Here is a 24819-nt window from a genome sequence, read left to right on the forward strand (position 1 = left end):
AAGGTGATGGTTTCACCCACGGCCAGGAACTGCACCAGGCTGTTGGCAATGCTGTAATCCCAGCTGTCGCCATCGGCGCTGAAGCCGGCCACCAGGGCATTGATTTGGTCGGCCGTCAGGTTGCCGCCACTCCAGCTGATGTCACCGTTGTAGTCACTGCTGACGCTGTGGCTGTCGTTGATATCCACGTCGGTGAAGCTGAGGGCACCGCTGTCGCTGAGCAGGCCATCCACGACGTTAAGGTCTTCGGTGACGCCGCCGCTGTCATCCAGAGATAATATTGGAGCATCGTTACTGCCGACAATTGTGATAGTGACTTCCTGTGTGCTGCTGGCTCCATTTTGATCCGTTACGGTAACCAAAAAGGTTTCTGTGCGGGTTTCACCTTCCTGCAAACTGTCAGCAGTGTTGTTATCGAGTATAAAAGTCCAGGTTCCGGTGTCGGGATCGATAGTGAAGCTACCGTATTCACCGTCGGCATTGCCACTCCAGATCAATGCTGCATCATGATCGGCATCACCAGCGGTCAAAGTGCCGGAAATTACAGGGGAACCGGGGTTTAGGTTACCGTTATCGTAGTTACCGGCCTCTACAACAGTACCGTCCGCTTCACCTTCTTCCGGTGGATTGATAATGGGGCCGTCATTGGTGCCGGTAATAGTGATGGTAACCTGTTGGCTGTCGCTGGCACCGAATTCGTCTGTCACGATAACGGTGAAGCTTAAGGTAATGGTTTCACCCTCAGCCAAAAACTGCACCAGGCTGTTATCGATATTGTAATCCCAGCTGTCATTATCAACACTGAAGCCAGCTACCAGGGCATTGATTTGGTTGGTCGTCAGATCGCCGCCACTCCAGCTGATGTCACCGTTAAAGCTACTGCTCATCTGGTGGCTATCGCCTGAGTCGACATCAGTGAAAGAAAGGATTCCGCTATCAATCAATCTGCCATCAATGACATTTTGATCTTCTGTGACACTGCCGTTTGCCTCGGCACTTAACACAGGCGCATCATTGGTACCTACGATTGTAATGGTTACTTCTTGTGTTGTGGCTGCGCCAAATTCATCTGTGACGGTGACAAGGAAGCTTTCAACGCGCTCTTCACCTTCCTGAAGGCTATCTGCAGCGCTGTTGTTGAGCACGTAAGTCCATGCACCACTTGAATCATCAATAGTAAAGCTGCCTAAGGCACTGCTGGCGTTGCCAGTCCAGGTTAATATGGCTCCATTATCCACATCGCTGGCACTGAGTTGACCGCTAACAGATGGTACGCCAGCGTTGATAGAACCATCATCGAAGTTACCAGCTTCGATAACAGTCCCCAAATCCTCACCCTGTTCGGTAGTTATGACAGGTTTATCGTTATTGCCACTGATAGTAATCGTCAGCGATTGCACGCTTGTGTCACCATCGGCATCCTGCAACAAATAGCTGAATACTTCACTCAGGCTTTGGCCTTGTGCCAGCGCCTGAACAGCCTCAAGTGCTGAATCTAATTGGTAGCTGTAGCTACCGTCACTGTTAAGCGTAAGAACACCAAAACTACCGTTAATCACGGTCGCCTGAGTGATGCTGGTTTCCGTCGAAGTCCCCGCCCCAGCAGCAACCACTTGTGCTGTATCAGCCCCTTGGGTGTCGTTATCGAGCAGGTTGCCGGTAACTGCCAGTTCGGCGTCTTCTGAGAGACTGTTAATATCATCCTGACCTGCGGGAGCATCATCTCCGACAACGATGGCTACAGTGCCTGAGGCAGTCGCCCCCTGATTATCAGTTAGCAGTAAAGAGAATACTTGAGTGACTAGATCTCCCTGACTGTGTGTTGCAGCACTTGTTTGAGTGAAACTGAAGCTTAAAATGCCAGAGGCTAAGTCAATACCGGAAACAGTCAGTATCCCGAATGAAGTGTTGATAGTTACAGGGCCATTGAACACGCCATTGCTGACGATGGCGACACCATCGATACTGAGATTGAGAACACCGGCAGATGCATTAAAGCTGATGCTGCCATTTTGAGTGACTTGCTGCGCATTTGGACTGGTTCCCTGGGGTAAAGCCGCATCGGAAAAACTGAGTGTGGCATTGGTGACAAATGGGGCTTCGTCGAGGATATCCGTTAGCAGCGGATCTTCCTGAATCGACGAGGGGGCGGAGGTAAATCCCGTGGTGTCCCAGCCTGCACTTGCGAGGGTTTCTGAGCCATCACGGTTCACGCTGCTGTAATCAAACCCACCCTCTGTTCCAGTGCCACCGGCGCCTGCAGCGGTTTCGGGTAAATCAGCAGTCGGATCCTGACCGGCCAATATTTGGGCTTGCAGGGCTGCAATCTCGGCATCAGTGCCATCCGAGGCTATATCTGGTGTTTGATTTGCAACAGATTGTGCCTGAGGTCGCATATCGGATTCATCTAGGCGTGTACCATCTTCCAACTCAACGATGAATTTATCGTTTGCTGAAAATATCAGCTGTTCACCCTGATGGATTACATCTCCGGTACTGAGTGTCCGTATGTTGCCTTGTTCATCCTTGGCCTTCAGTTGACCAACTATCAGTGTGATGATTGCATCCTGTTGGTTGATTGCAATGCCCATAGTCCTTTCTCCTTGCATCCGACCGTCCTACAGTCGAAGTATTGGGATTCAGTCCACGCCAGAGGCAATGGTGCTACTTTAAGTCTGAATAGAGGGACGGGGCTGTCAAATTTATGACGCTGTGTCAGGCGAATGGCTTATTTACTGCCTGGAACCGGAGTCGGCAGGGATACTGACACGTATTCAACAGTTTAAAGCTGATAAAACTGTGAAATATCCAACGCGTAAGAAAAAAGCCACCTAAACGGTGGCTTTTTTAATCAAAATCATTCTATCAATCTAAGTGGCTGGCGAGCTTTTTATAGCTTAAATATGCCCCGTGGGTATCGCCCAGTTGTTCCTGAGCCTGGGCCAAAGCAGACCAATTTACCGGGGTTGGTTGTAATTGACAGAGCTTTTCCAGTGAATCCCGGACACCTTTATTGTCGCGGGTTATTTTTTGTAAATGGGCCAGAGCGGACAAATATTCGCAGCTATCTGCCCACACAGAACCAAGCTGTTGTATCAGTTTTATGATGTCAGTATCGTTTGCAGTAGCTATAAGCGGCAATGCGATAAAAGCGGGTTCGGGATTTTCATGTTTCAATGCCTTACACAACCATTTTATGGCATCTTCATGGTTCTCTACCGATTCCAGTCCCAAGGCATATTGGCTTTGCAGTTCTGCGTTTGTACGTTCGTGACGACTGAGCGATTGCCAACACTCATCCAGCGCTTGTTTGCTCTGGGCGGCGGCTTTTCGGAGCAGCGAGAGGTTAATTTGGCTACTGAACAGGGCCAGTTGTTGCTGTTCCATCAAGTTATGCTTGATGATGGCTGGAAGCAGCAGTTTTAACGCTTGCCAATCCTCCTGTGCCAAGTACAGTTCTTTTGCCAGTCGTATAATCGCAGGTTTGCTGCGACTGCCTGGACTGAGCTTTTCCAACACAACTCTTGCAGTCTCCAATTCGCCTTGTTGTAACAGGTAGCGAGCATGGCTGGTCGTGGCTGCCAACTCTGCAAGTGGTTCTTTGACGGCGAGTTCAAGATAGCCATCACGCTCGGCATATTTGCCCTGACGCTGGGCAGCCCTTGCTGCGGCCAGCAGATTTAATGCAGGAAGCTCGCCTTTGGCCGCACCTTTGACCATATTGTGTTCAGCATCAGCCCAGTTCTCTTCTGCCAGTGCCAGCGCACCGGCCAAAGTGTGCTTTTTGGCCGCTTTGCGACGCCAGCGCTCAGGTAAATAGCGGCTGCTCAGCAGCAAATTCAAGAATTTCCTCAACAGCCATTCAACTGTGACTATGACGCCATAGGCGATGACCAGCATCACCACGGCAAACACCAGGCTGGTTTCTATTTCGTAATCGAACGCTGACAGGTATAGGTAGCCCGTATTCCCTATCAAATATGGACTAAGGCACAGGCCTGTAAGGATAATGCCCAAATAAATCAAGGTTCTTATCATAGCGTTATCCCTTCGGCAGCTTGGGGAAGGGCTTCGGTCGAAGGCTCTGGCTCGCTGTCGGGGTCAGCTAAAGGTTGCAGTGGGGCTGAGGCCGGAACCGCTTCCCGGGGCTCAGGTGTCAGGCCGTCCTGAACAAGACTTCGCAGTAGATCCGACGATTGAAACTTGCTGATGGGAATAGCGTCAATACGCAGACTTGCCAGCTGCTCCAGGCTTTCAACCACGTGAGCGCCGGAGCCTTTATCCTGGCTGAAATACAGTTTTACCCAACCTTCGGCCGTGACCACAGCTTCACGGAAGCTGCGCTCATCGTGGCGATACAGCGCCAACTGAGCCTGAAGCAACTTTGAGCGGATATTCTGCTTGAGATACCACTCCTGCTCCGGTGTCAGCAGCGGGGTAATGTCCTGAGAGCGATGGCGTACCGTAACAAAATCACGGATGAGAGCTTGCCAGCTCTTGGCCAGGTTTGCCCGCCAGTCATCCAGTGATTCGCTTAGGATTTCGCTGGTATCTGGGCGATACTCCTGCTTGTTTTGCCCCGGGGTCAGCTGCTCAAGTCGCTTCATCACTTCGTCCAGCGCATAGACGTTGCCGGCGATGTCGGTTGTGCGTACAGATGCCACCTGATCCATATCTGCAGCCAACTTCTGACGCAGTGTAAACAGGGCGGGGTCTTGCATGGCTGTGATACGTTCATCGGCGGCCTTGAGCAGACTCAATGCTGTGCCCGGATCAAGCTCAAGCCACAGTTTGCGCCCGGCCATGCGCACCAGATAATCAGCCTCAGCTATTAACCAGTCATCAGGTGTTTTCTGAGACATATTGGCCAACCGCTTCTCAAGCGCAATCTGATCACTGGTCAACCGGCCGAGTTCCCGCTCCAGAGCGCTAATCTGATTTTGGCGTTGCTCCAGTTGATTCAGGCGATCCATAGGCGCCTTCAGTGCCTGAGCAGTCTTATCTTCCAGTGAATTGGTGAGATGGAACTGCTCTTCTATTTGTTGATACAGATAGTAGCCGCCACCAAGTGCTGTTGCGCCCATGCCCAATGACAGCAGTACTGCAAGACGAAGTGCCCAAGAGCTGCGTTGACGTTGTTGCGGCAGTTGTTCGGGCTGTTGCGATGCCAAGTGGGTGTCTGAAGTGTCCATGGCTGACAGAGTCTGTGACTCTGGGCGCCCGGCGTCTTGCTGTTGGTTTTCCATGAAACAATCCTTGATGCCAGAAAGCGTTCAATTCAGGGAAACCAAAGCAGCAAAAACTTACATCCCCAGTGCGTCCAGCACGGCGGCTTGGTTTGCTGCTCCGGCATTGATGACTCTAACAAGCCCCAGTTCCCTTGCCCGATGTTCAACCCGGGCGCTGGGCGCTATGATATGACAGCTGCTAAGCCAAGCAAAACTGTCTTTGGGTACGAGATTTATCAGGTTTTCGAGTACTTCGCCACTGGTCACTACAATGGTGTCCACCCCAAAGTCCTTCCAGCTTTGACTGAGAGCTCTGCCATCAAGGCTTGGGCAAGCCCGCTGATACACCTCTAGATAGCTTACATCAGCTCCCCGCTCGCGCAATGCTTCTGCCATTGCCTCGCGGCCGCCACGGCCACGGACAATGATAATGCGTTTGCCTGTTACCCGAGTAAGAGACGGTAGGGTCAGCAGGCCTTCAGTGGCCTGACTATCGACAGGCGAACGTTGACAATGGATCCCCTCGGCAGCAAGCGCATCTGCGGTGGCTTCACCCACTGCATAATAGTCTGCAGCTGGCCAGTTGCCGTTAAAGGCCGCAGCACCATGGGTTACAGCGCTGGTGCTGATAAAAATCAGTATGTCTGCACCGGCAAGTGCAGCAAGCTGCTCATCCGTTACTTCCAGTGGTGTTACCGCCAGCAGCGGCTGCACCAAAAAAGGGATCCCCCGGGCGCTGAGGGCGGCCGTCATGGCGCCATTTTTCCCCTCTGGACGGGTGAGCAGCAGCTTCATGATTAGCTCCGGCTGTACACGGCATCCAGAATGGTTTTGGCGCCACGGCTGAGCAGGTCGTCAGCAAGTTGCTGGCCAAGTTCAATGGCGCCTTCTTTGTTACCGCTGACGGTGCCTGTGATGACTTCGCTGCCATCGGGGTTACCCACCAGACCACGCAGGGTCAGGGTATCGCCGTCGATTTCAGCAAAGGCACCGATAGGGACCTGGCAGCCACCTTCCAGACGGGTGTTCATCGCACGTTCTGCCAGTACCCGCTGACGGGTCTCTTTATGCTCAAGCGGTGCCAGCAGGGTTTTCACCCGTGCATCATCGGTGCGGCATTCAATGCCCACAGCGCCCTGGCCATTGGCAGGCAGTGACTCTTCAGTGCTGATAAAGCCGGCAATGCGCTCGGCCAGCTCCAGACGGATAAGACCTGCCGCGGCCAGGATAATGGCGTCATATTCGCCTGAATCCAGCTTGGCCAGGCGGGTACCGACATTGCCGCGCAGATCTTTAATCTGCAGATCCGGACGGCGGGCACGCAGCTGACATTGACGACGCAGGCTGGAGGTGCCCACCACGGCACCCTGTGGCAGTTCGTCGATACTCTTGTAAGTGTTGGAAACGAAGGCGTCACGGGGGTCTTCACGCTCGCAGATCACTTCCAGACCCAGACCATCGGGGAACTCTACCGGTACATCTTTCATCGAATGCACCGCGATATCGGCACGGCCTTCCAGCATGGCGACTTCCAGCTCTTTTACGAACAGGCCCTTACCACCCACCTTGGCCAGCGGGGTATCCAGAATAACGTCACCCTTGGTGCTCATTGGCAGCAGCTCTACTACCAGGCCGGGATGAATGCGCTCAAGTTCAGCTTTTACAAACTCAGCCTGCCACATGGCGAGGGGGCTTTTGCGGGTCGCGATACGTATAAGGTTTTGAGACATGCCGATTTTCCATCTTATGGTCTGCGTTAATTGCGCCAATGCTAACATTGCACGGGCAGGGATGTAAGGAACGCCCGTCGCATCTTTTTGTTGCTGCCGGGGAGTTCAGCGCTAAAAATGTGATCTCGCTCTCAAAAGTTGCATTGATTCATGGGGGTGGTAGCATGGCTGAATACTTTCCAAGGATTGGCAACGTCTTAGCAGATGATCTCACAAAGCAGCTGGTCTACTTCTGCACTCAGCCTGTCTGAGCGCCTGAATAAGGTGCGCTTGGCGCGTGCACTGGCGCTGTTGTCCCCTCTAAAGCGGCACCTGCTGCATGCCATTCCGTTGCTGTTGCATTTTCATGGCCCCAGGCTACCCGGCTATAACGGTCATGCGACACCTTGTGGTCTGGCGGGCTTCGAACCCGATTCCCCTCATTTTGAAGCTGCCAGGGTGCTTTCTTTGGGCTTGCCCGGTTTACGCAGTGATTGGCCATATGCAATAGAAGGGGTGTATGCCATGGGCAGCACCGGCAGTTTTGGTCAGAATCCGCTGAGTGACGTAGATGTGTGGGTTATTCATGAACAAAGCTTGGCTGAGGAAGAGGTGATGGCGCTGTCGGGCAAACTCAGTTCCCTGACGCAATGGTTTGCCAGCTTTGACTTTGAAGTGAATTTTTATTTGGTCAATCCACAGCAGTTTCGAGGTGAAAGATCTTCAAAAGATAAAAAGCTCACAATGGGTGTTGAACACAGCGGAAGCGCCCAGCATTGGCTGCTGCTGGAAGAGTTTTACCGCACTCAAATCCGACTCGGTGGTAAACCGCTGTATTGGTGGCCCGATGCCAGGGTCAGCAGCGATGGTCTCTGGCTGGGTGATGTGCACAAGCTGCCTGCGAGCGAGTATTTCAGCGCCTCCTTATGGCAGCTTTACAAAGGTTTGGTTAAGCCCCACAAAGCACTGTTGAAGGTATTGCTGCTGGAGGCCTATGCCTGGCGTTACCCGGATACTGAGCAGCTTAGCCAGCGGGTATGGAAACACACCCTGGAGGGGGATTTTTCAGCCGCCAATGACCCCTATTTTCTGCTGTACGAGACCATTGAAGAGTATTTGACGGCCATCAATGATCACCGGCGGCTGGAGATTGTCCGGCGCTGCTTTTATCTCAAGTGTGCTGTGCGCCTCAGTCAGTCTGAACAACCCAAAGACTGGCGCTATTTGAAAATGCAGCTTCTGGTAAGCGCCTGGGAGTGGCCGGAAACCCTCATCGAAACTCTTGATAGCTGTGAGTACTGGCACAGTGGTCAGCTGCAGTGGTTCAACGCCCAACTGAATGAACTGATGCTGGCTAGCTATCAAACACTGCTGCATTTTGCGTCCCGTCACGGTATCAGCGAAGGGCTGAGAGTTGAAGATCTCGGCATGCTGACCCGCAAATTACATACCTATTTCAACGAAGATCACCACCTGATCCCCAAGTTGAATTTACTGTGGAGCCAAAGGGTAGAAGAGCGTCGCTTGACGGTGATCACCAGCCAGTCAGATGGTCGTCATTACTTATATCGACACGCCCCGGATGCCTCAGCACTTAAAGGCGAGGCGGCGGTGTTTGTGGCGGATAATCTGGCGGCCCTGCTGCTGTGGGCCTCACTCAATGGGGTTGCCGGGGAGTCGACTCAATGGTTTTGGTATGGCGATCGCAAAGCGGGTAAACGCCTGGAAGAGGCGAACCGACGCTTATCAGATGCCATTGCCGATGTAGAAACCAAAGTTTCCAAGCAGGATTTATGTCAGCCCTGGCATTACCGCAAGTTGGTGTTGATGGTGAATCTGGAACAGGATCCCACTCCCGATTGGCCCGGACAGGAAGTGCTTATCGATATGATGAATGCCAATCTGTTTTCCCTTGGCAGACAGAAACGTAACATGCTGGGTTCACTGGATGTGCTCTGTTTTAATTCCTGGGGAGAATGGCACTGCCATCACTTCGATGGCGAACAGGCGCTGCTCAAGGCCATGACTTTTATTGCGCCGGGCATCCGTCGTGCGGGCACCAATGTGGATTTGCGTACCATAGGTTGCAGTGAGCGGGTTCGGCCTCAATTGGAACTGGCGGTGCAATCCCTGCTTAAACAGGTGGCAACACTCAGTTGCCAGGCCAATGTGTCATCGACTCTGATGCAACCGCTAAGGATTGGGCACAAGAGCTATGGCTTGTTTTTCAACACCTTGGGAGTGGCATTTGAAGACCTGGATGACGCGCCTTCGCTGTATCGGCAGTTAAGTCATGGTCATTTGGTTGCATTGCCAAGACCTGAACTTGGGGACGACCCCTTTGCCAGTGTGCCAGAGCTGATTCAGGATTATGCCACCCAAGATGTTATCCAGTATTTTCTGCGCCAGCGTGACGAAGGAATCGATGTGTTTATTCTCAATTCCGAGAACCAGTTAAGTCACTATGTGCAACATGGCATTACGGTGGAGGCGCTGGTTAACAAGGTGAGTCAGCAATCGGCCTTTGAAGGGCTTTATGAGGTGCGCGGCCGCTTTAATTTACCGCAGTTTTTCCAGCTGGTTCGTCAGCAGGGTGAATTACGGGCACTGCCGGTGGGGATGGCGCGGGAAGATTTGGGTGCTGAATTTTAATGTACAGTCAGTTTATGGGGTGACTAAGACGGCGGGCCCAAAACCCGCCGCTCTCTTTTGGGCAACGTCAGTTTACCAGCACAGGTCCAGATTGGCCTGACGCTTAATGGATTCTTTCAAAAACGGCATAAACTCGGCACCGCCGTTACGCTCGTCAATCCATTTTCCTTCTTTAAATCCAAAGTGATAACCGCCAAAGCGGGTGGCCAGCCATACTTCGTGCAGCGGCTCTTGCTTGTTAATTACGATTTTGGAGCCATCTTCAAACGTCAGCTGCAACACCCCGCCCGAACTGTCGATATCCACATCGGCATCGTCGTTGTCGATGGCATTTTCAACCGCGGTTTCTATGATGTTGAACATTTCATCGGCCAGATGGTGAAACTCTGTGTCTGTCATCGCCATGTATGTTGATCCTTTTCAATCTTGGGCTTGAATGCGATTATAAGGCCAAACCCGCGCCATATGCATTGAAGTTGAGAAAAATGAGACTGTATTTATCCCTTACGCTTGCTAGTCTGCTCCTGTTGGGTTGTGGTCAGAAAGGCCCCCTTTACAAGGCGCCCCCCGCTCCCGCTAACCAGGAGCAACCTGCCGTTGCCGATAAACCAACCAAAGATGAGCGCAACTAATAAGGAAGTACACCTTGGATCATTTCCTCTATCGTGATGGGCGGTTGTTCGCCGAAGACTGTGATGTGGCAAGTCTGGCAGCCGTGCATGGCACGCCGTTGTACGTGTATTCCCGCGCCACTCTCGAGCGCCACTGGCATGCGTTTGATGGTGCCGTTGCCACTCATCCCCATTTGATTTGCTATGCGGTCAAAGCCAATTCCAACCTGGCAGTGCTTAATGTACTGGCACGCCTTGGCAGTGGTTTTGATATTGTTTCCGGTGGTGAACTTAGCCGTGTTATCGAAGCGGGCGGTGACCCGACCAAGGTAGTGTTTTCCGGCGTCGGTAAAACCGTGGCTGAGATGGAGATGGCACTCAATACCGGCATTATGTGCTTTAACCTCGAGTCTGGTGCCGAGCTTGAGCTGCTTAATGACGTCGCCGGCCGCCTGGGTAAGACTGCGCCTGTGTCACTGCGTGTCAATCCCGATGTGGACGCCGGCACTCATCCCTATATTTCCACCGGCCTTAAAGAAAACAAGTTCGGCATTCCCATGGAGGAAGCCGAAGCGCTGTTTGCCCGTGCCGCTGAGTTGCCACATCTGGCAGTAAAAGGTGTGGATTGCCACATTGGCTCGCAGCTCACCGAGCTTAAGCCCTTCCTTGATGCAATGGATCGGATGCTGGCGCTGATTGACCGTTTGGCAGAGCAGGGCATAGTGATTGAACACTTCGATGTGGGTGGTGGACTTGGCGTAACTTATAACAATGAAACGCCACCGCACCCGGATGTGTATGCTGCAGAGATTCTTAAAAAACTCAATGGCCGTCCGCTGAAGCTGATTTTTGAGCCGGGCCGTGCCATTGCCGCCAATGCCGGTATTTTCGTCACCCAGGTGCTTTACACCAAGGATAATGGTGACAAGCGCTTTGTCATCGTTGATGGCGCCATGAATGATCTCATCCGTCCATCACTCTATGGCGCCTGGCAGAACATCATTCCAGCCATTAAAACTGACAGAGCGACGACCCGTTGCGATGTTGTTGGTCCTGTGTGTGAAACCGGCGACTTCCTGGGTAAAGACCGTGAGCTGGCAGCCGACAGCGGCGATCTTCTGGTGGTACGCAGCGCCGGTGCCTACGGTTTTACCATGGCCTCTAACTATAATACCCGCCCACGGGCAGCAGAGCTGATGGTCGATGGTAATCAGGCCTTTGTGGTACGTGAACGGGAAAAACTCAGTCAGCTCTGGCAAGGAGAGCAACTCCTGCCGTAAACTGGGGAAAGTACCCGATTTTTGGGCGCCGGAGCATTGACCCGGCGCTAAGGAAGCATAGTTTGATCCACTTCACCAAGATGCATGGTCTGGGCAATGATTTTATGGTTGTCGACGGTGTCACCCAGAACGTGTTCTTTTCGCCTGAACAAATTCGCCGCCTGGCTGACCGTAATTTTGGCATTGGTTTTGACCAGCTGTTATTGGTGGAACCTCCCTACGATCCAGATTTGGATTTTCACTATCGCATCTTCAATGCCGATGGCAGCGAGGTGGAGCAGTGTGGCAACGGCGCCCGCTGTTTTGCCCGTTTTGTTCGCAATAAAGGGCTGACCCAAAAGCATAAAATTAAAGTCAGTACCAGTGCGGGTAAGATGACACTGCGGCTTGAGCGCGACGGCGGCGTGACCGTGAATATGGGCGTGCCCATTCTCGACCCGGCGCAAATCCCTTTTAAAGCCAAAAAGTTTGAAAAGACCTATCTGTTGCAGGCAGCACAACAAACGTACCTGTGTGGTGCCGTGTCCATGGGTAACCCCCATGTGGTGCTGGAGGTGGATAATATCACCGAGGCTCAGGTTGCCGATGTGGGCACTCTGTTGACCCGCCATGAGCGTTTCCCAAAGGGCGTGAATGTCGGCTTTATGCAGGTCGTGAGCCCGGAGCACATCAAGCTTCGCGTGTACGAGCGCGGTGCGGCTGAAACGCTCGCCTGTGGCAGCGGTGCCTGCGCTGCCGTCGTGGTGGGGCAGTTGCAGGGTAAGCTGGGCTCTCGGGTACAGGTTGATTTGCCCGGTGGCAGTCTCACCATCCATTGGGAAGGTGAGGGTAAGCCGCTGTGGATGACAGGCCCGGCACAGCAGGTTTATGACGGACAAATTCAGTTATGACAGACCCAAAGCACAAGACCGATGCCCCCTTCGATGAGCAGATAATTCGTGAATATTTGCTGGATAACCCTGACTTCTTTGTCCGTTATCCCGAACTGCTGCTGGCCATGCGTATGTCCCATAATGAGCGTGGCACAGTGTCTCTGGTTGAGCGCCGTCAGGAGATGTTGCGAGGCCGGGTGACTCAGCTGGAAGAGGAAATTACCGCGCTGATGACTGAGGCGCGCCGCAATGAGAAAATCTTCCGCTTCAACAACGATTTGCAATTCAAACTACTGGAATGTGAAGACCTTGGTGATGTGCGTCAGCATTTGTCGCAGGCGCTGATGGGCGAATTTGGCTTTACCCATGTACGCCTTATTACGGTGCATGAAGTGGACAGTGAACTTTCAGCCATCTGGAGTAACCGCCTTGCCCGAGGTCACTATTTCGGGCGCCTGACAGCCAGCGAGTCGTGCCGACTATTTGGGGGGGAAGTGGGGTCTGTGGCGCTGACCCGACTGTCCGAGCAATGTGGTCAGGTGGTGTTTGCCATTGCCAGTCAGGATCCGGCGCACTTTCATCCGGGGATGGACAACCTGCTGCTGGATCAGCTGCGGCGGCTTTTGGACCATCTGCTGCCAAGGCTATGACCATGGTCGGCCAAGGTGAGTGGCTGGAGCTGTTTACCCGTTATCTGGCGACCGAGCGGCAGTTGTCACCCAATACTGTTCGCAATTACCGCTTCGAGCTGGAGCGAGCTGCTGAGCTGATGAACGGAAAACACTGGCGCGACGTCAGCCGTCAGGATCTCAGCGCTGTAATGGCCAGGCTTCATCGTCAGGGGCTTGGCCCAAGATCTTTGGCATTGACGGCGTCGGCCTTGAAACAGTTTGGAAAATTCCTTCTTAAAGAGGGTCTTATAAGTAACGATCCGGCAGCTGCCCTCAGCGCTCCCAAGCAGCAAAAGACCCTGCCAAAGAATCTGGATGTGGATTCGGTGACCCATCTGCTGGATATTCCCCCTGAAGACTGGATAGCCCTGCGCGACCGGGCCATCATGGAGCTGTTTTACTCCTGCGGCCTGCGTTTGGCAGAACTGGCAGGGCTGGATGTACGGGATCTCAATCTGGATGCACGGGAAGTTCGGGTGTTGGGTAAAGGCAGCAAGGAGCGCATTTTACCTGTGGGTAGCGTCGCGCTGAGCGCGATTAAAGACTGGCTTGGTCACCGCAGTCAGATGAGTTGCAGCGATGATGCGCTGTTTGTCTCTACCTGGGGAAGCCGGCTTTCTCACCGAAGTATTCAATCACGCATGGAAAAATGGGCGCAAATTCAGGGCTTAAGTGTTGGAGTGCACCCACACAAGCTCAGGCACTCCTTTGCCACCCATATGCTGGAATCCAGCGGTGATTTGCGGGCGGTGCAGGAGCTGCTGGGCCACGCCAACCTTGCCACTACCCAAATTTACACCAGCCTGGACTTCCAACATTTGGCCAAGGTGTACGACGGCGCTCACCCAAGGGCGCGCAAGAAGGGGGATTAATGCAGGTTTTTCGCCGTCTGCGGCCCATAGCGGCCATCAGTTTTGACCTGGACGATACCCTTTACGATAACCGCCCTGTCATAGCCGCTGCCGAACAGGCGTACCTTGATTGCCTGCAGCGGGAATTTCCGCTCACCCGTCAATGGGGTAAGCATGAATGGCGCCACCACAAGCTTGGGGTGATGGTAAAGTATCCGCGGTTATCCCATGACCCAACGGCCCTTAGGTTGGAAACCCTCAAAAGCGGTCTTCGCCACTTTGGCCTGAGTCATGAAGATGCCAATGCGGGTGCTGAGCAGGTCATGGCGGAGTTTGTGCATGCCCGCAGTAACTTCCGGGTGCCTGATTCGACCCTGCAGCTGCTGAGTAAATTGAAGCGTCGCTACCCGCTGATTGGCCTGACCAACGGCAATGTTGATCCTACCCGTATTGGTTTGCAGGGCGTGCTCGATTTTGTTCTGTCGGCAGGGGATGGTAATAGAATGAAGCCGCATCCGGATCTGTTTGCCATCGGCTGCGACAGACTGGGGATCCTGCCTTCAGCGCTGCTGCATGTGGGCGACAGCCACAGTGCCGATGTTCAGGGAGCGCTGCGCGCAGGATGTCAGGCGGTGCTGCTTAACCCGGGCTTTGGTCAGACGGTGTCGTTGCCGCTTTTATCACCGCTGCCACATCTGCAGATTTCCCGCTTGCATGAATTGGAAATGCTGCTGTAAGCCGTCGGTTTCACATTATGCTGAATTTATCTTTTCATTAACAATCTGAACCTGTTAGCCTGTTGTAACCTCGTCACAAAAAGGGGGCAGAGGTGCAAGGGTTCAAGGTGCGTTTCAGGCTGATTGGTTGGGCAGGCATATTACTGTGTATGTCAGCGCCAGCCTTTGCCCACAACATTTATGGCAACGATGGGTTTCTCACCGGGCTTGCACATCCGTTTTTTGGCCTTGACCATCTGCTGACGATTTTTGCCGTGGGGCTGCTGGGGATGCAGCTCGGTGGCCGGGCGCGAGTGTCGGTTCCGTTGGCCTTCCTTGGATTTTTGTTGTTTGGTGCCGTTGTGGGGATGCTGAATGTGCCCATGCCACTGGTTGAAAATGGTATCGCCTCGTCAGTGGTGCTGTTCGGAGCTGCCTTGCTGATGGGGCGAGACTTACCTTTGTCATTCGCTCAGGCATTTGTGGGCATTTTTGCCCTGTTTCATGGTCATGCCCATGGAACGGAAATCCCTGAACTGGCCAATCCCGTCTGGTACAGCATGGGGTTTGTGGCCGGCAGTGTGTTGATCATGATATTTGCCGCGGCTGTGGCCTGGTATCTGAGCATGATTGAAACTGAAAAGCCTCTGCTGAAGGGGCTGGGTGGGATCATTGCTTCACTGGGCGTTATGCTGTGGTGGTTTTAAATTTCATTCTCTGCTGAACCGCACAAACGGCGTTGCTTACGCAGCAGTTGGCTTACCTGTCGCCGACTGGCACGCATATCGGATGAATCTACCCTGAAATAAGTGCCGCTGTACGGATCTTTGCCAAGAAACACCGGTTTTTGCCATGCTTTGGCTTCAGGTACGTGTAGCCGGATAAGTTTTTTTCCCGCCAGTTCGATGATTTGCACGTCAGTGGGTGATAGCACATTGCAGGAAATCCGGCTGCTGTCGGCCAATATATGCCAGATTTCTTCCAGCATGGGTAAGGGGTTGGCAATGCCTTCAATACTGAACTGGCCTGCAGCTTCACGTACCCCCAGAATAATTTCGCCTCCGAGGGTGTTGGCAAATGCGCTGTAGCTTTCCCACATGTCTTCCGGCAACTGTCCCTGACCATCCCGCCCCGCCGCCAATTTGAACTCTACCTGCACTGACTCATGCAGATGCTGAATATCATCGAGGGCAAACTGGGTCATGATGACCTCCTGTAGTGGCTATTGTTTGGGTATACCATGACGGCTTATGTGATGCCAGGGCGGGTGACAGCCTGGACGCGCTTGTGTAAGGTGGGGGCTGTCTCATTTTCGGAATCAAGCCAGCGTTGAAACCTACCCCTCGCCTTCGTGTCGGTATGGCCATGTGGTCACACAAGGGCTGGAAGTCGCTGCTCTGCGGTGCCAGTGCCGAAGCGCGGCTGGCCGCCTACGCCGAAGCCTTCGACACGGTTGAAGGTAACACCACCTTTTATGCTTTGCCATCGGGGCCTGCAGTGGCAGCCTGGGATCGTGCCACCCCGGATGACTTTCGCTTTACCTTTAAACTGCCCTCACACATTACCCACGAACTTGCACTCAGTAACTGCCAAAAAGAAGTGAATGATTTTTTTCGCTTAATGACGCCGCTGCTGGAGAAAACCGCTATCTGGAAAATTCAGTTGCCCGCCCGTTTTGGCCCCGAGTCTTTGCCGTTGCTCAGTGAGTTTCTGGCGTTGCTGCCAGCGGGAATAGGGCTTGGCGTGGAGGTGCGCCACCGGGCATTTTTTGCCAAGGGAGAGGCCGAGCGCAGCTTGAACCGGATGCTGATAGATAAAGGGGTTAATCGCATCATTATGGATACCCGCCCGGTATTTGCGTTGCCACCTGTCAACGAGGCGGTTATCGATGCCCAGCAAAAAAAGCCGCGGGTGCCGGTGCATCCCATCGCTACGGCGTTCAACCCGGTAGTGCGTTTTATCGGCCAGCCCCATACATTGCAAGCCTGGGGCTGTGAGCCTGTAAGCCTTGGGTTGCCGACGGGACGTGACAACCAGGGGTTCTTTCTCCCATGGAAAGAAAGACTGAAGCAGTGGCTTGCCGAAGGACGTTCGCCCTATCTGTTTATCCACACACCGGATAACAGTGATGCTCCGGAACTTGCGGCTGTGCTGGTTAACGAACTTTGTGCGGCGGTGAATGAGTCGGGCACGGTGGCGAAAATCTGGCAACCGGAGCGCGTCAGTAAGGTCACTTCTGACACGCAGTTCAGGTTGGATATTTAGCGGTGTTCCGCGCTTTGCGAAATTCAGCCCCTTGCCAACTCCAGTGTTTTTGGAAACAGTAAATTGTTTTCCAGGTGGATATGGCGGTGAAGGTCGGCCTCGAACTCGGCCAGGGTCTGGTAACAAATGCGCCAGGTGGTGCAAGCGTGGGCCGGTGGCTGATAGTCCTGGGTCAGTTCCCGCAATCTTTTCAAAATGGTGCCGGCTTCGTCGTGTTCGTATTCCATGGCGCGGATGGGATTGCCTATATGGCCAAAGCAGCCATTCACCTGTTCGCCGCCAGCCATGGCACGAATGGCAGGAAACAGGATTTGTTCTTCCTTCATCAGGTGCGGCAGCAAGTCTTCTACCAAAGCCTGGATCCAGCCTGCCAGCGGCTTGATTTCACTATAATGCTCGCCGTGGGCACGCACCATTTTGGCGGCGTATTCCAGCAGTAAGGGCGCGGTGGTCCGCACATAGCTGTGGTGAGTAGCCTCTATGTAATCAAGCAATGCAGGCAGAGCCAGACCGGCCAGTACTGCGTCGGGCTCACCCTCTGCGGCACTGTGTTGCAGTGCACTCACAACCTCGTCGGCGTCAGCGCCAGCACGCTCGCAGGCCTCTGATAAGGTGCGTCCGCCACCGCAGCAAAAGTCGATACCGAAGCGGGAAAACACGTGGGCGAAACGATAGTCCTGTACCACCAGCTCACCAACGCGGGTATCAAGCAGAGTGTTTGTCATGATCAAAAATCCTTAGCTGCAATTTGTATGCATGTTATTAAGTGGCTTTGATATCGACAATGAAAGCCTGAGTGATTTGCTTGGGTAATCACAAAACAGGCACTGAAATATACCAAAAGGAGTAATGGGAATAGTGGTGCGTACCTGTCACAAGGGCGCTGGCCAATGGCTGCCAACGCCGGATAGCAGCATGTTGGTTGATAGTGGAATATATAAACGGCATAAACTGAGCAGCATTATGCCGTTTGCATCCAGGAGAATTGAATCAATGGTGGCGAACCAAACCCGCCGGCGAGACCTGGGATCAGCGGGAGGACACCATCACATACACTATCTCGTCACTGCGCTCTGTGTTGGCGGCAGACAAATCCTTAATGGTGACACTTTCAATCGCCTTGTGGCGATCGTAGGAATGCGCTGCCAACAATGCGTAAGTTTTATCGGCTCCATATTGATGGGCAAACTGTGCCATGCTCTTGCCATTGCAGGCAATGCTGTTGGCATGATAGCGAATACTGCCGCTTTGTCTGGTCATTGCCATTCTCAGTTTGCCGGTGTTGTTATTACCAGCGGCCACACACATCAGCGTTTCGGGTGTGGTATCTGTTGCAACAAAACGGTATTCAGTGGCATTTGCGGTGCTTAGACCAATCACCAGTGCCGGGGCAAGCAGGATACGTGCGTCCATAGGTTAATTCCTTGTAGTGGCCAAATTCACTGTTGAAGCCCCTGAATGGGGCGCCGGGTTCGCAGCAAAGCATGGTGGTAACCTTGCCCGAAACCCGGTTACAGGCAAATTTTGGTGCCGTTGTGCCGCAAATGCTGTAAGCAGATGTATAAGACTTGTATCTGTTTGGAAATGCTGTAACCGCGCATGTGGCGCGGTTAAAAGATGTTTCCCGACATGTCAGATGACACAGATCTTGTGTCGGATGGATAAGGGTGTATGACGCTGGGCCGGATGCGTTCCGGTTTTGACATCCCGATGGATATCATGGATGTTATTGGCTGGCTTAGACGGCTATGTAATTGAAAGATATTGTCAGTTAAATATTTATCCGCACAGATTATCAAAGATTATGAAACAAACGACATGGGAAGTTAACGGCTGGCTGGCCAGCCTAAAGCCACTGTGGTTAATGGCTGTCTGCACATGTGCTGTGGTGATGCATGCCGGTGCAGTACAGGCGCGTGAAACTGGCAGTGGTGTTGTGCAAAGCTGTACCGATACGCAATGGAGCAAGTCGGCCTTGCTGCAATTGGCAAATGATCAGTTTGAATTGGCTTCGGCAGAACAACCGGCCATGATTGAGCGGTTGGCACTTTGTCTGAAAGAGGACGATCCTCAGCTCAGAGATGCCATCGGTTTTAGCGGGTTAAGCCAGTTACTGAGATCAGAAGTGGTAGACCAAGCCAGTATTCGCCGTTTATATCTGCAACTTAGCAGCGACGTGGCGGCGGCAAAAAACAACCGCAGTGGTGTTTATTTGCCCTTTGCGGTGCTGGTTTTGTCGGAGCTGGCGCGAGTCGACCGAAAGCAGCCCTATCTCAGCGATGCTGAGCGCACCCAATTGGTTGCTCTGGCTGCGACGCAGATGCAGACCATCACCGATTATCGGGGGTTCGATGAGGTTGTAGGTTGGCGGCATCAGGTAGCCCATAGCGCAGACTTGCTGTTGCAGCTGATATTGAATCAGGCGCTGGATGGCAAATCAGTACAGACGCTGGTCAATGCCATAGATGGGCAAATCAGCCCGGCCGGGCACTCTTATATTTTTGGTGAGCCGGAGCGGTTGGCTCGTCCGGTGCTGTACGCCATGATGCGACAGGACGTTCCCGAGTCGTTTTGGCGCGAAAAACTGACCCTCTGGGCCAAGCCCAGCCACATTGATAGCTGGGAGCAGGCATTTACATCCACTCAGGGCTTGGCTCAGCGGCATAATCGCAGCGCATTTCTAAGCCAGCTGATGCTACCTGCCAGTACCAGCACCAATCCGGCACTGCAGGCCCTGGCGCCACTGGTTGCACAAGCGTTAAAGCAAGTGCCTTAACTGTTATATCAAATGGCCGAAAGGGAGAGTACTGAGGGGGCTTTACAAGTTCTCGCACAGCTCTGACTGTAATGGCGATGATGGTTCAAGGCATTTAACCGGAAGCATACCAGGGGCTGCTGAATGGAGTTATGAGATTACAGCTCTCGGGAAAAGCTATTACAGGTTAGGGTAAATCTGAGATGGGGCAGAAAAACGATGCGGGACGACACCCTGATACGAATACTGAAAACCGTGATGTTGATAGGCATCTCGCTCATTCTGCTTGGGATTTACCTGCACAACTTCAATGACACCATCGAAGCCATGGGTGTTAAGGGCATTATTATCAGTGCCGTCTGTGTGGCCTTTGGCATGGCATTGTCGCTGCCCACCAAAATGTACCTCACCTTTATCTTTGTAAGGCGCGAAGAAGCCGCCAAACGGGCAGCGAGGCGAGATAACCAAGAGTGACTGAGGCTTTCATCATCACATTGTTCAGCAAAAGGTTTGCCTGTGCAGACTTTCTTTCATGACATGATTTTGTCACGTTTGCCTCTATTGCATTCGTAGCACAGGATTTGCAAATTATTTGCTTCAAGAGCCAACTCAGGGTGTTTTGAGCGGGGAAGAATATGATCGACTTCTAGCGCAATCCCATGTTCATCCTTAGAACGTCCACAAAAGGCACAGACTTGGGGGCGGGTGGTTAATATTTGAAGTCGCAATGTCAACCAAGCTTGGGATAGGTAGAAATTATTAATAGGTTTGGGCATACAGTCAGAAAGTTGCTCATGACTTTGATAAGAGTGATGCCCTGTGTCAGGTGAGAAATAGCTCGCATTGATATCTGGCTCAAGCTCATTTTTTTTGAGCCATTTCCAAATACCTTTTCGAGCCGTGCTTTCTGATTTGTACGCTTTTGTCCGGTTAGACTCACCAATCCTAAATCTGACGTGGATTAAACATTCCATGTAAAATCTCCTCTAATCAAATACCAGCAGACTTGTCTGGGTGTATTGCCAGACTTTGCTGCTTACCCCGACACCATTTCCCACCGCATTTGACCTTCATGGCGCACATGGCATCCCATCGGCCGCTGATCCCGCTGTACTGACGGCGAAACTCCTTGGCGGAAGTTATCCAGGCATCGTCACTGATGCCCAGCTCACGCAATAGTTTGGGTCTGGAAGCGGAAATAAAGCCACGCTTATCTTCACGCACCGCCCGACCTGTCCAGTCAATCAGTTCCAGATAATCGGCAAAGTGAAAGGGGATACCCGTTTGCTCGGCAGCTGTGGCTGCACCATCAAATTGGAGTAGCGGTTTGAGAGAGACACTGCCAATTGCAGGCTCTGCAAGTTCTTCGATTCGCTCCTGAATGGAGGTGTAATCAGACGCTTGCAGCGAGTCAGCAACACCGGCACGAATAGGATTTAAATCCACATACATCATGCAGGCCAGCAGTGCCTGCTCATCAAGCAGCGCCTGAGATTTGAAGCGCCCCTCCCAGAATACCCCCTTGCAGCCATCTTCCCGATTTGCCTTGCGGGCGATTTCTTCGTTTAAGCACCGCATAAACCAACTGATACTGCCAAGTCGCTCCTGCCACTCGCCAATCAGGGTATCCAGCAGTATTCGCTCACCTTCGGAAAGACTGTCACCCTTGAGAAATTTTGCAGCGATAGGGTTACCACTAAAGAGCTTCATCCAACGCTCAACAACCTCTAACGGCGATAATAATTGTTGTGCCACGAGGTCGATTTTCAGTACCAAATGGTAGTGATTACTCATCACGGCATAGGCACACACGTCAATACAAAAGACAGACGACAACTGCCTGATTTTATCCACTATCCAGCCACGCCTATGCTCGTAACTGCGGCCAGAAACCGCATCTTCACCACACAAAAACGCCCTTCTCACGCAACGGTTAATCACGTGGTAGAAGAGCGTACTCTCAGCATCAATCAACTGACGGCGGGCAGTGGTCATGATGAGCCTCGACTGGTTCAAAGAAGGTACTTCAAAGGCTAGTCGAGGGTATGCAAAACATCAAAAAGATATGGCTGTCTTCATAGATACTATGCCCGTAGAAAAATATAAAGTAATACTGTTGCACCGAAAAACAGCCTGCCAATAACTAATGCTCCTTGAGCACCACATTTTTTGAATTCGTAATAATCAGCGATGCCCGATTAAACATAACAGACAACCTATGTTTTTCCCAATGAGCGAAGCGAATGTAGTTTATTTTCTAGGTGCGTTGTATAGTTTTAAACTTTGTTGCCACAAAAGCCGAAATCGGTGATAGAATGAGCAGAAAAATGGGTATTAACTCGCGTCCTGTGACAAAAAATAGAATACTTCCCGTCAAACTAAGAACTGCAATACCAGCCCACCCCATACAAATCATTAGTAATGTTTGATTGTTACTTTTTGTTTTCCATGCACGTAACGATATCGCCGCGAACACCAATAACATCATAAATGGTAAATAACTTGATAAATCCATTTGACTATCCTTTAGCACCTAACGCTTACAACAGGTATTATAATTGTTAGGCGAGAGTATGCCGCTCCAAATCTAGTTGTTGAGATGGTAGATTTCTTCCACCTCATCTGCGGTAAGGCTAGATACCGCTGACTTCAAATGCGCAATAGATATATGAGAAGGAAAGTACATCGTTATGATCTCACCGCCTACACGCTCAGCCGATTTTCTGTATTCATAGACGATATCAAAGCTATCAGAAAGGTAATCATCTATGTAATCAAATAATTCGTAGTCCCCCACAACCAAGAATACTCGCCCACTTTCGTCGGTGGAAATTTGGATGTGTGGCAGCAGTTGTTCCATGTCTAAAGTACTCAAAGCCCTAAGCAGCGCCGCGCGTTAGCGCGTCTAGCCCACTGCGATGCCGACTTGCCTTGTTAAGTGTTTGGTTCTGCACTTACTTGAACCCCTTTACCCGCAGATATCCAACCACTAATACCAGCCTGACTAACCTTAATTGCCATAAAGTCTTTACCATACCGAATTCGTTGAACGGGATAACTTTTGTTAACTTTGGTTTCAAATACAACTTTGCAATCCAACATATGCTGATAACCACATTCCCAATCGCTATAAGCGGCAACAGACTCAGTCATTTTTACAGACTTACTTTGGTCATCTAATAAATCAGCTAACCATATACCCAAGACTATTAAGAAAACTGTGGCTGCGACGCAGATGCTTGATTTCATAGTGATACTAAACGCCATCAGTAGCGGCCGAGTGTAACGAGGTCCAGCGACCAACGGGAGTGATGCAGGCTGATTTTGTTAGTTGGTTTCATTTTCTTCATCGACGGGATAACCAGATAGACTAATCGAAACTCCACATTTAACCGCCAACTCAAGGAACACCAATGACAAATCATATGTAGCAGTAAACTGCTTTTCTTCGCCAATACCAAATCCAATATCTATCTCAGCAGCCACGCCATAATCTCTAAAATCGATTCTCTGAGCGGATAAATCCAATAGTTGAGATGACAAAATTTCTATCATGTCACTTGGCGAGCTACCATCAGGAATCAACACCTTAAAACCCGATTCAGAGAAGGTTTTAGTCTTAGATATTGGGTCATCCTTTTTCCACTGGCTATATACTTCAAACTTGTAGTTTTTCCTTAATCTTTCCAGGTCTTCACATTTTCCACAGACCCTAAGTATCGCGATGTTCAATGACTAGAACTCCACTTGCCCAACTAACACCATGTTAACAGGTAAAAAATAGTTGGCTAAAATTAGCGACGAAGGAGCAAAAGCCAACTGTTTTTTTGTCCTTGTTTAACAGCTTGTTATAACTCACTTACTACTTTGGGTTTCTTTTTTGACCAATACCAACAAAAGATCCAACTAGCAGGGAAGAAAAGAAAACTTAGAAGGAAAGTATAAAACCCCACAAGTGGAAGATTGTCAGACTTTCCTTTTGCAAATTTCAAAGTTAAATACATCATAACTATAAAATTGATTAATATGACTTGGCCTGCAACTGTTGCGTTTATGTTCATTTGTTCATCCTTACACTGGACGGTGTGGTGAGTTATAACGCCGCCAGCAGGGGCCCGGGATAAAGGAGGCGGAGTTAATTAAACCTAATCATCGGCGACCTGACAGACTAAGCAAAACAAGGTCACCCACAATTTTTCCCAAAAGACGTCGAAAAGTGCGAACACCCATAACTCTTTCCCTCAACACTGCACCCGAAGGCTTCACTTCTATTCCTCCGCGTGGCGGCCAGAGGCCTTATGCCTTGCTTCCTGCAAGGCACCCTTCGGGCCAGCTATCGCTGTTAATAACTGTTCCTGACAGTTATTTGCGGGAAACGCTAGTAAGATGAAACTGTTCATCTTACTGTCAGATGACACGCTTATTCCCCTTCGGGGCCGCTGAGGGTGTTGGGATTGGGCGCGTAGCCGAGACAGGGGCGAGTGTCGCTTCGCGACAAGCTAACGAGCGCGAGGCTGATGGGTCGAACAGGGATGTGAGTCCGAACCAGTAGCTAGAGCAATCCCATAAACCCGAAGGGCTTTCGGCACCGTCAGCGGCGTCCTTTGGGTTGCAAGGGGCTTTGGACGCGCAAAGCCCCTTGCCCGGAGGCGGGCTGGAAGGCCGCGCTTTACCGTCGCTTGCAAAGCGACAACCCACAGGGTTAGCCAAGCGTAGCTTGGCATCTAAAACCAAGCCACAGGCAGGTCGGCTTACCCGCTTTCAGCCACGCTACCGCCCCATACTCTCGGGCGTATCTCTCCCAGCGCCAACCAAACCAAATTCACACGCAAAACAGCACAGAAACTGTGAACAACACAGGCGGAACCTCTGAGCCAACAGAGGAAAGGAAGTTATCGAACATAAGGAAAGGAGGCTCACTTCAGCACTCCCTGCCACTGGTACTTCCCATCAATCGAAAACGAAAGACAGGCGCACGCCACATCATCCCTGCTATCACAAGACGGTAACTGCGACCTGAAGGTCACAGTTTAGTAACCGCTTAAATATTGTTTTTACAGCAAACTTTAATCAAAAGTTGCCCAAGCGTACGATAAAAGTGACAGCCGGGCAAGATGTAGTCATGGCAAGGCGAATGGCGAATGGTGAATGGTGAATGGTGAATGGTGAATGGTGAATGGGGAATGGGGAATGGGGAATGGGGAATGGG

The 24819-nt window shown here is 51.7% G+C and carries 25 protein-coding genes; 11 read left to right on the top strand and 14 right to left on the bottom strand.

Features of this window, described 5'->3' with window-relative positions; translation table 11 throughout:
• The 5 genes from ABYK60_RS15045 to hemC form a co-directional block, all read right to left on the bottom strand.
• Window positions 1-2591, bottom strand: a 2591-nt coding sequence (locus ABYK60_RS15045; RefSeq protein WP_372872839.1) for a retention module-containing protein, incomplete at its 3' end; no start/stop codon positions are given.
• 274 nt (window positions 2592-2865) lie between these two features.
• Window positions 2866-4038 carry a heme biosynthesis HemY N-terminal domain-containing protein gene (locus ABYK60_RS15050; protein ID WP_372872840.1) on the bottom strand — a complete coding sequence of 391 codons (1173 nt, stop codon included), beginning with the start codon at window positions 4036-4038 and terminating at the stop codon, window positions 2866-2868.
• Complete coding sequence (locus ABYK60_RS15055; RefSeq protein ID WP_372872841.1) at window positions 4035-5246, bottom strand: uroporphyrinogen-III C-methyltransferase; 1212 nt, start codon at window positions 5244-5246, stop codon at window positions 4035-4037. Before ABYK60_RS15055 ends, ABYK60_RS15050 begins: the two co-directional genes overlap by 4 nt.
• A gap of 57 nt (window positions 5247-5303) precedes the next feature.
• Entirely contained in the window at window positions 5304-6023 is a 720-nt protein-coding gene (locus ABYK60_RS15060; RefSeq protein WP_372872842.1) for a uroporphyrinogen-III synthase, read from the bottom strand.
• 2 nt (window positions 6024-6025) lie between these two features.
• Window positions 6026-6958: a hydroxymethylbilane synthase gene (hemC, locus tag ABYK60_RS15065; RefSeq protein WP_372872843.1), complete on the bottom strand. Its 933-nt coding sequence runs from the start codon at window positions 6956-6958 to the stop codon at window positions 6026-6028.
• A gap of 204 nt (window positions 6959-7162) precedes the next feature.
• On the opposite strand from hemC, the gene ABYK60_RS15070 reads away from it, so the two are divergent.
• On the top strand, window positions 7163-9589 hold the full coding sequence (locus ABYK60_RS15070) for a class I adenylate cyclase (RefSeq protein ID WP_372872844.1): 2427 nt from the start codon (window positions 7163-7165) through the stop codon (window positions 9587-9589).
• 72 nt (window positions 9590-9661) lie between these two features.
• Here the strand turns inward: ABYK60_RS15070 and cyaY are convergent, their stop codons facing one another.
• On the bottom strand, window positions 9662-9994 hold the full coding sequence (cyaY, locus tag ABYK60_RS15075; protein WP_126168430.1) for an iron donor protein CyaY: 333 nt from the start codon (window positions 9992-9994) through the stop codon (window positions 9662-9664).
• Window positions 9995-10074: 80 nt separating this feature from the next.
• Here cyaY and ABYK60_RS15080 point away from each other — a divergent pair, with 80 nt between their 5' ends.
• The 7 genes from ABYK60_RS15080 (at window position 10075) to ABYK60_RS15110 (ending at window position 15297) form a co-directional block, all read left to right on the top strand.
• On the top strand, window positions 10075-10221 hold the full coding sequence (locus ABYK60_RS15080) for a lipoprotein (RefSeq protein ID WP_372872845.1): 147 nt from the start codon (window positions 10075-10077) through the stop codon (window positions 10219-10221).
• Between the two features lie 14 nt (window positions 10222-10235).
• On the top strand, window positions 10236-11480 hold the full coding sequence (gene lysA / locus ABYK60_RS15085; RefSeq protein WP_372872846.1) for a diaminopimelate decarboxylase: 1245 nt from the start codon (window positions 10236-10238) through the stop codon (window positions 11478-11480).
• A gap of 62 nt (window positions 11481-11542) precedes the next feature.
• The gene (gene dapF, locus ABYK60_RS15090) at window positions 11543-12370 is read left to right on the top strand and encodes a diaminopimelate epimerase (RefSeq protein ID WP_372872847.1); all 828 of its coding nucleotides are present in this window, start codon (window positions 11543-11545) and stop codon (window positions 12368-12370) included.
• Window positions 12367-13002: a DUF484 family protein gene (locus tag ABYK60_RS15095; protein WP_372872848.1), complete on the top strand. Its 636-nt coding sequence runs from the start codon at window positions 12367-12369 to the stop codon at window positions 13000-13002. Before dapF ends, ABYK60_RS15095 begins: the two co-directional genes overlap by 4 nt.
• Before the next feature lie 2 nt (window positions 13003-13004).
• The gene (xerC, locus tag ABYK60_RS15100; RefSeq protein WP_372872849.1) at window positions 13005-13895 is read left to right on the top strand and encodes a tyrosine recombinase XerC; all 891 of its coding nucleotides are present in this window, start codon (window positions 13005-13007) and stop codon (window positions 13893-13895) included.
• Complete coding sequence (locus ABYK60_RS15105; RefSeq protein ID WP_372872850.1) at window positions 13895-14611, top strand: HAD-IA family hydrolase; 717 nt, start codon at window positions 13895-13897, stop codon at window positions 14609-14611. The genes xerC and ABYK60_RS15105 overlap by 1 nt, the downstream gene beginning before the upstream one ends.
• Before the next feature lie 92 nt (window positions 14612-14703).
• Entirely contained in the window at window positions 14704-15297 is a 594-nt protein-coding gene (locus ABYK60_RS15110; RefSeq protein WP_372872851.1) for a HupE/UreJ family protein, read from the top strand.
• On the opposite strand, the gene ABYK60_RS15115 is transcribed toward ABYK60_RS15110, so the two are convergent.
• The gene (locus ABYK60_RS15115) at window positions 15294-15794 is read right to left on the bottom strand and encodes a helix-turn-helix domain-containing protein (RefSeq protein ID WP_372872852.1); all 501 of its coding nucleotides are present in this window, start codon (window positions 15792-15794) and stop codon (window positions 15294-15296) included. The two genes, ABYK60_RS15110 and ABYK60_RS15115, sit on opposite strands and share 4 nt — an antisense overlap.
• 161 nt (window positions 15795-15955) lie before the next feature.
• On the opposite strand from ABYK60_RS15115, the gene ABYK60_RS15120 reads away from it, so the two are divergent.
• Window positions 15956-16855 (top strand): DUF72 domain-containing protein, encoded by a 900-nt coding sequence (locus ABYK60_RS15120; protein WP_372872853.1) that lies wholly within the window; start codon window positions 15956-15958, stop codon window positions 16853-16855.
• Between the two features lie 23 nt (window positions 16856-16878).
• Here the strand turns inward: ABYK60_RS15120 and ric are convergent, their stop codons facing one another.
• Both ric and ABYK60_RS15130 read right to left on the bottom strand, forming a co-directional pair.
• Window positions 16879-17580, bottom strand: a complete 702-nt coding sequence (gene ric / locus ABYK60_RS15125) for an iron-sulfur cluster repair di-iron protein (protein WP_372872854.1) — start codon at window positions 17578-17580, stop codon at window positions 16879-16881.
• Window positions 17581-17884: 304 nt separating this feature from the next.
• The gene (locus tag ABYK60_RS15130) at window positions 17885-18268 is read right to left on the bottom strand and encodes a DUF3718 domain-containing protein (protein WP_372872855.1); all 384 of its coding nucleotides are present in this window, start codon (window positions 18266-18268) and stop codon (window positions 17885-17887) included.
• Window positions 18269-18659: 391 nt separating this feature from the next.
• Here ABYK60_RS15130 and ABYK60_RS15135 point away from each other — a divergent pair, with 391 nt between their 5' ends.
• Complete coding sequence (locus tag ABYK60_RS15135) at window positions 18660-19631, top strand: DUF2785 domain-containing protein (RefSeq protein WP_372872856.1); 972 nt, start codon at window positions 18660-18662, stop codon at window positions 19629-19631.
• A gap of 198 nt (window positions 19632-19829) precedes the next feature.
• Window positions 19830-20084 carry a hypothetical protein gene (locus ABYK60_RS15140; RefSeq protein WP_372872857.1) on the top strand — a complete coding sequence of 85 codons (255 nt, stop codon included), beginning with the start codon at window positions 19830-19832 and terminating at the stop codon, window positions 20082-20084.
• A gap of 56 nt (window positions 20085-20140) precedes the next feature.
• Here ABYK60_RS15140 and ABYK60_RS15145 read toward each other — a convergent pair whose 3' ends face one another.
• The 5 genes from ABYK60_RS15145 to ABYK60_RS15165 all read right to left on the bottom strand — a co-directional run bounded on the left by ABYK60_RS15145 (window position 20141) and on the right by ABYK60_RS15165 (window position 23342).
• Window positions 20141-20584, bottom strand: a complete 444-nt coding sequence (locus ABYK60_RS15145) for an HNH endonuclease (RefSeq protein WP_372872858.1) — start codon at window positions 20582-20584, stop codon at window positions 20141-20143.
• A 16-nt stretch (window positions 20585-20600) separates the two neighbouring features.
• A complete protein-coding gene (locus ABYK60_RS15150) occupies window positions 20601-21605 on the bottom strand; it encodes a transposase (RefSeq protein WP_372872859.1) in 1005 nt (334 codons plus the stop codon).
• A 592-nt stretch (window positions 21606-22197) separates the two neighbouring features.
• Window positions 22198-22470 (bottom strand): hypothetical protein, encoded by a 273-nt coding sequence (locus ABYK60_RS15155; protein ID WP_372872860.1) that lies wholly within the window; start codon window positions 22468-22470, stop codon window positions 22198-22200.
• Between the two features lie 74 nt (window positions 22471-22544).
• Window positions 22545-22859 carry a hypothetical protein gene (locus ABYK60_RS15160; RefSeq protein WP_372872861.1) on the bottom strand — a complete coding sequence of 105 codons (315 nt, stop codon included), beginning with the start codon at window positions 22857-22859 and terminating at the stop codon, window positions 22545-22547.
• A 78-nt stretch (window positions 22860-22937) separates the two neighbouring features.
• The gene (locus tag ABYK60_RS15165; RefSeq protein ID WP_372872862.1) at window positions 22938-23342 is read right to left on the bottom strand and encodes a hypothetical protein; all 405 of its coding nucleotides are present in this window, start codon (window positions 23340-23342) and stop codon (window positions 22938-22940) included.
• Window positions 23343-24819: the final 1477 nt, after the last annotated feature.

The sequence above is a fragment of the Shewanella sp. genome (assembly GCF_041630135.1).
Taxonomy (GTDB): Bacteria; Pseudomonadota; Gammaproteobacteria; order Enterobacterales; family Shewanellaceae; genus Shewanella.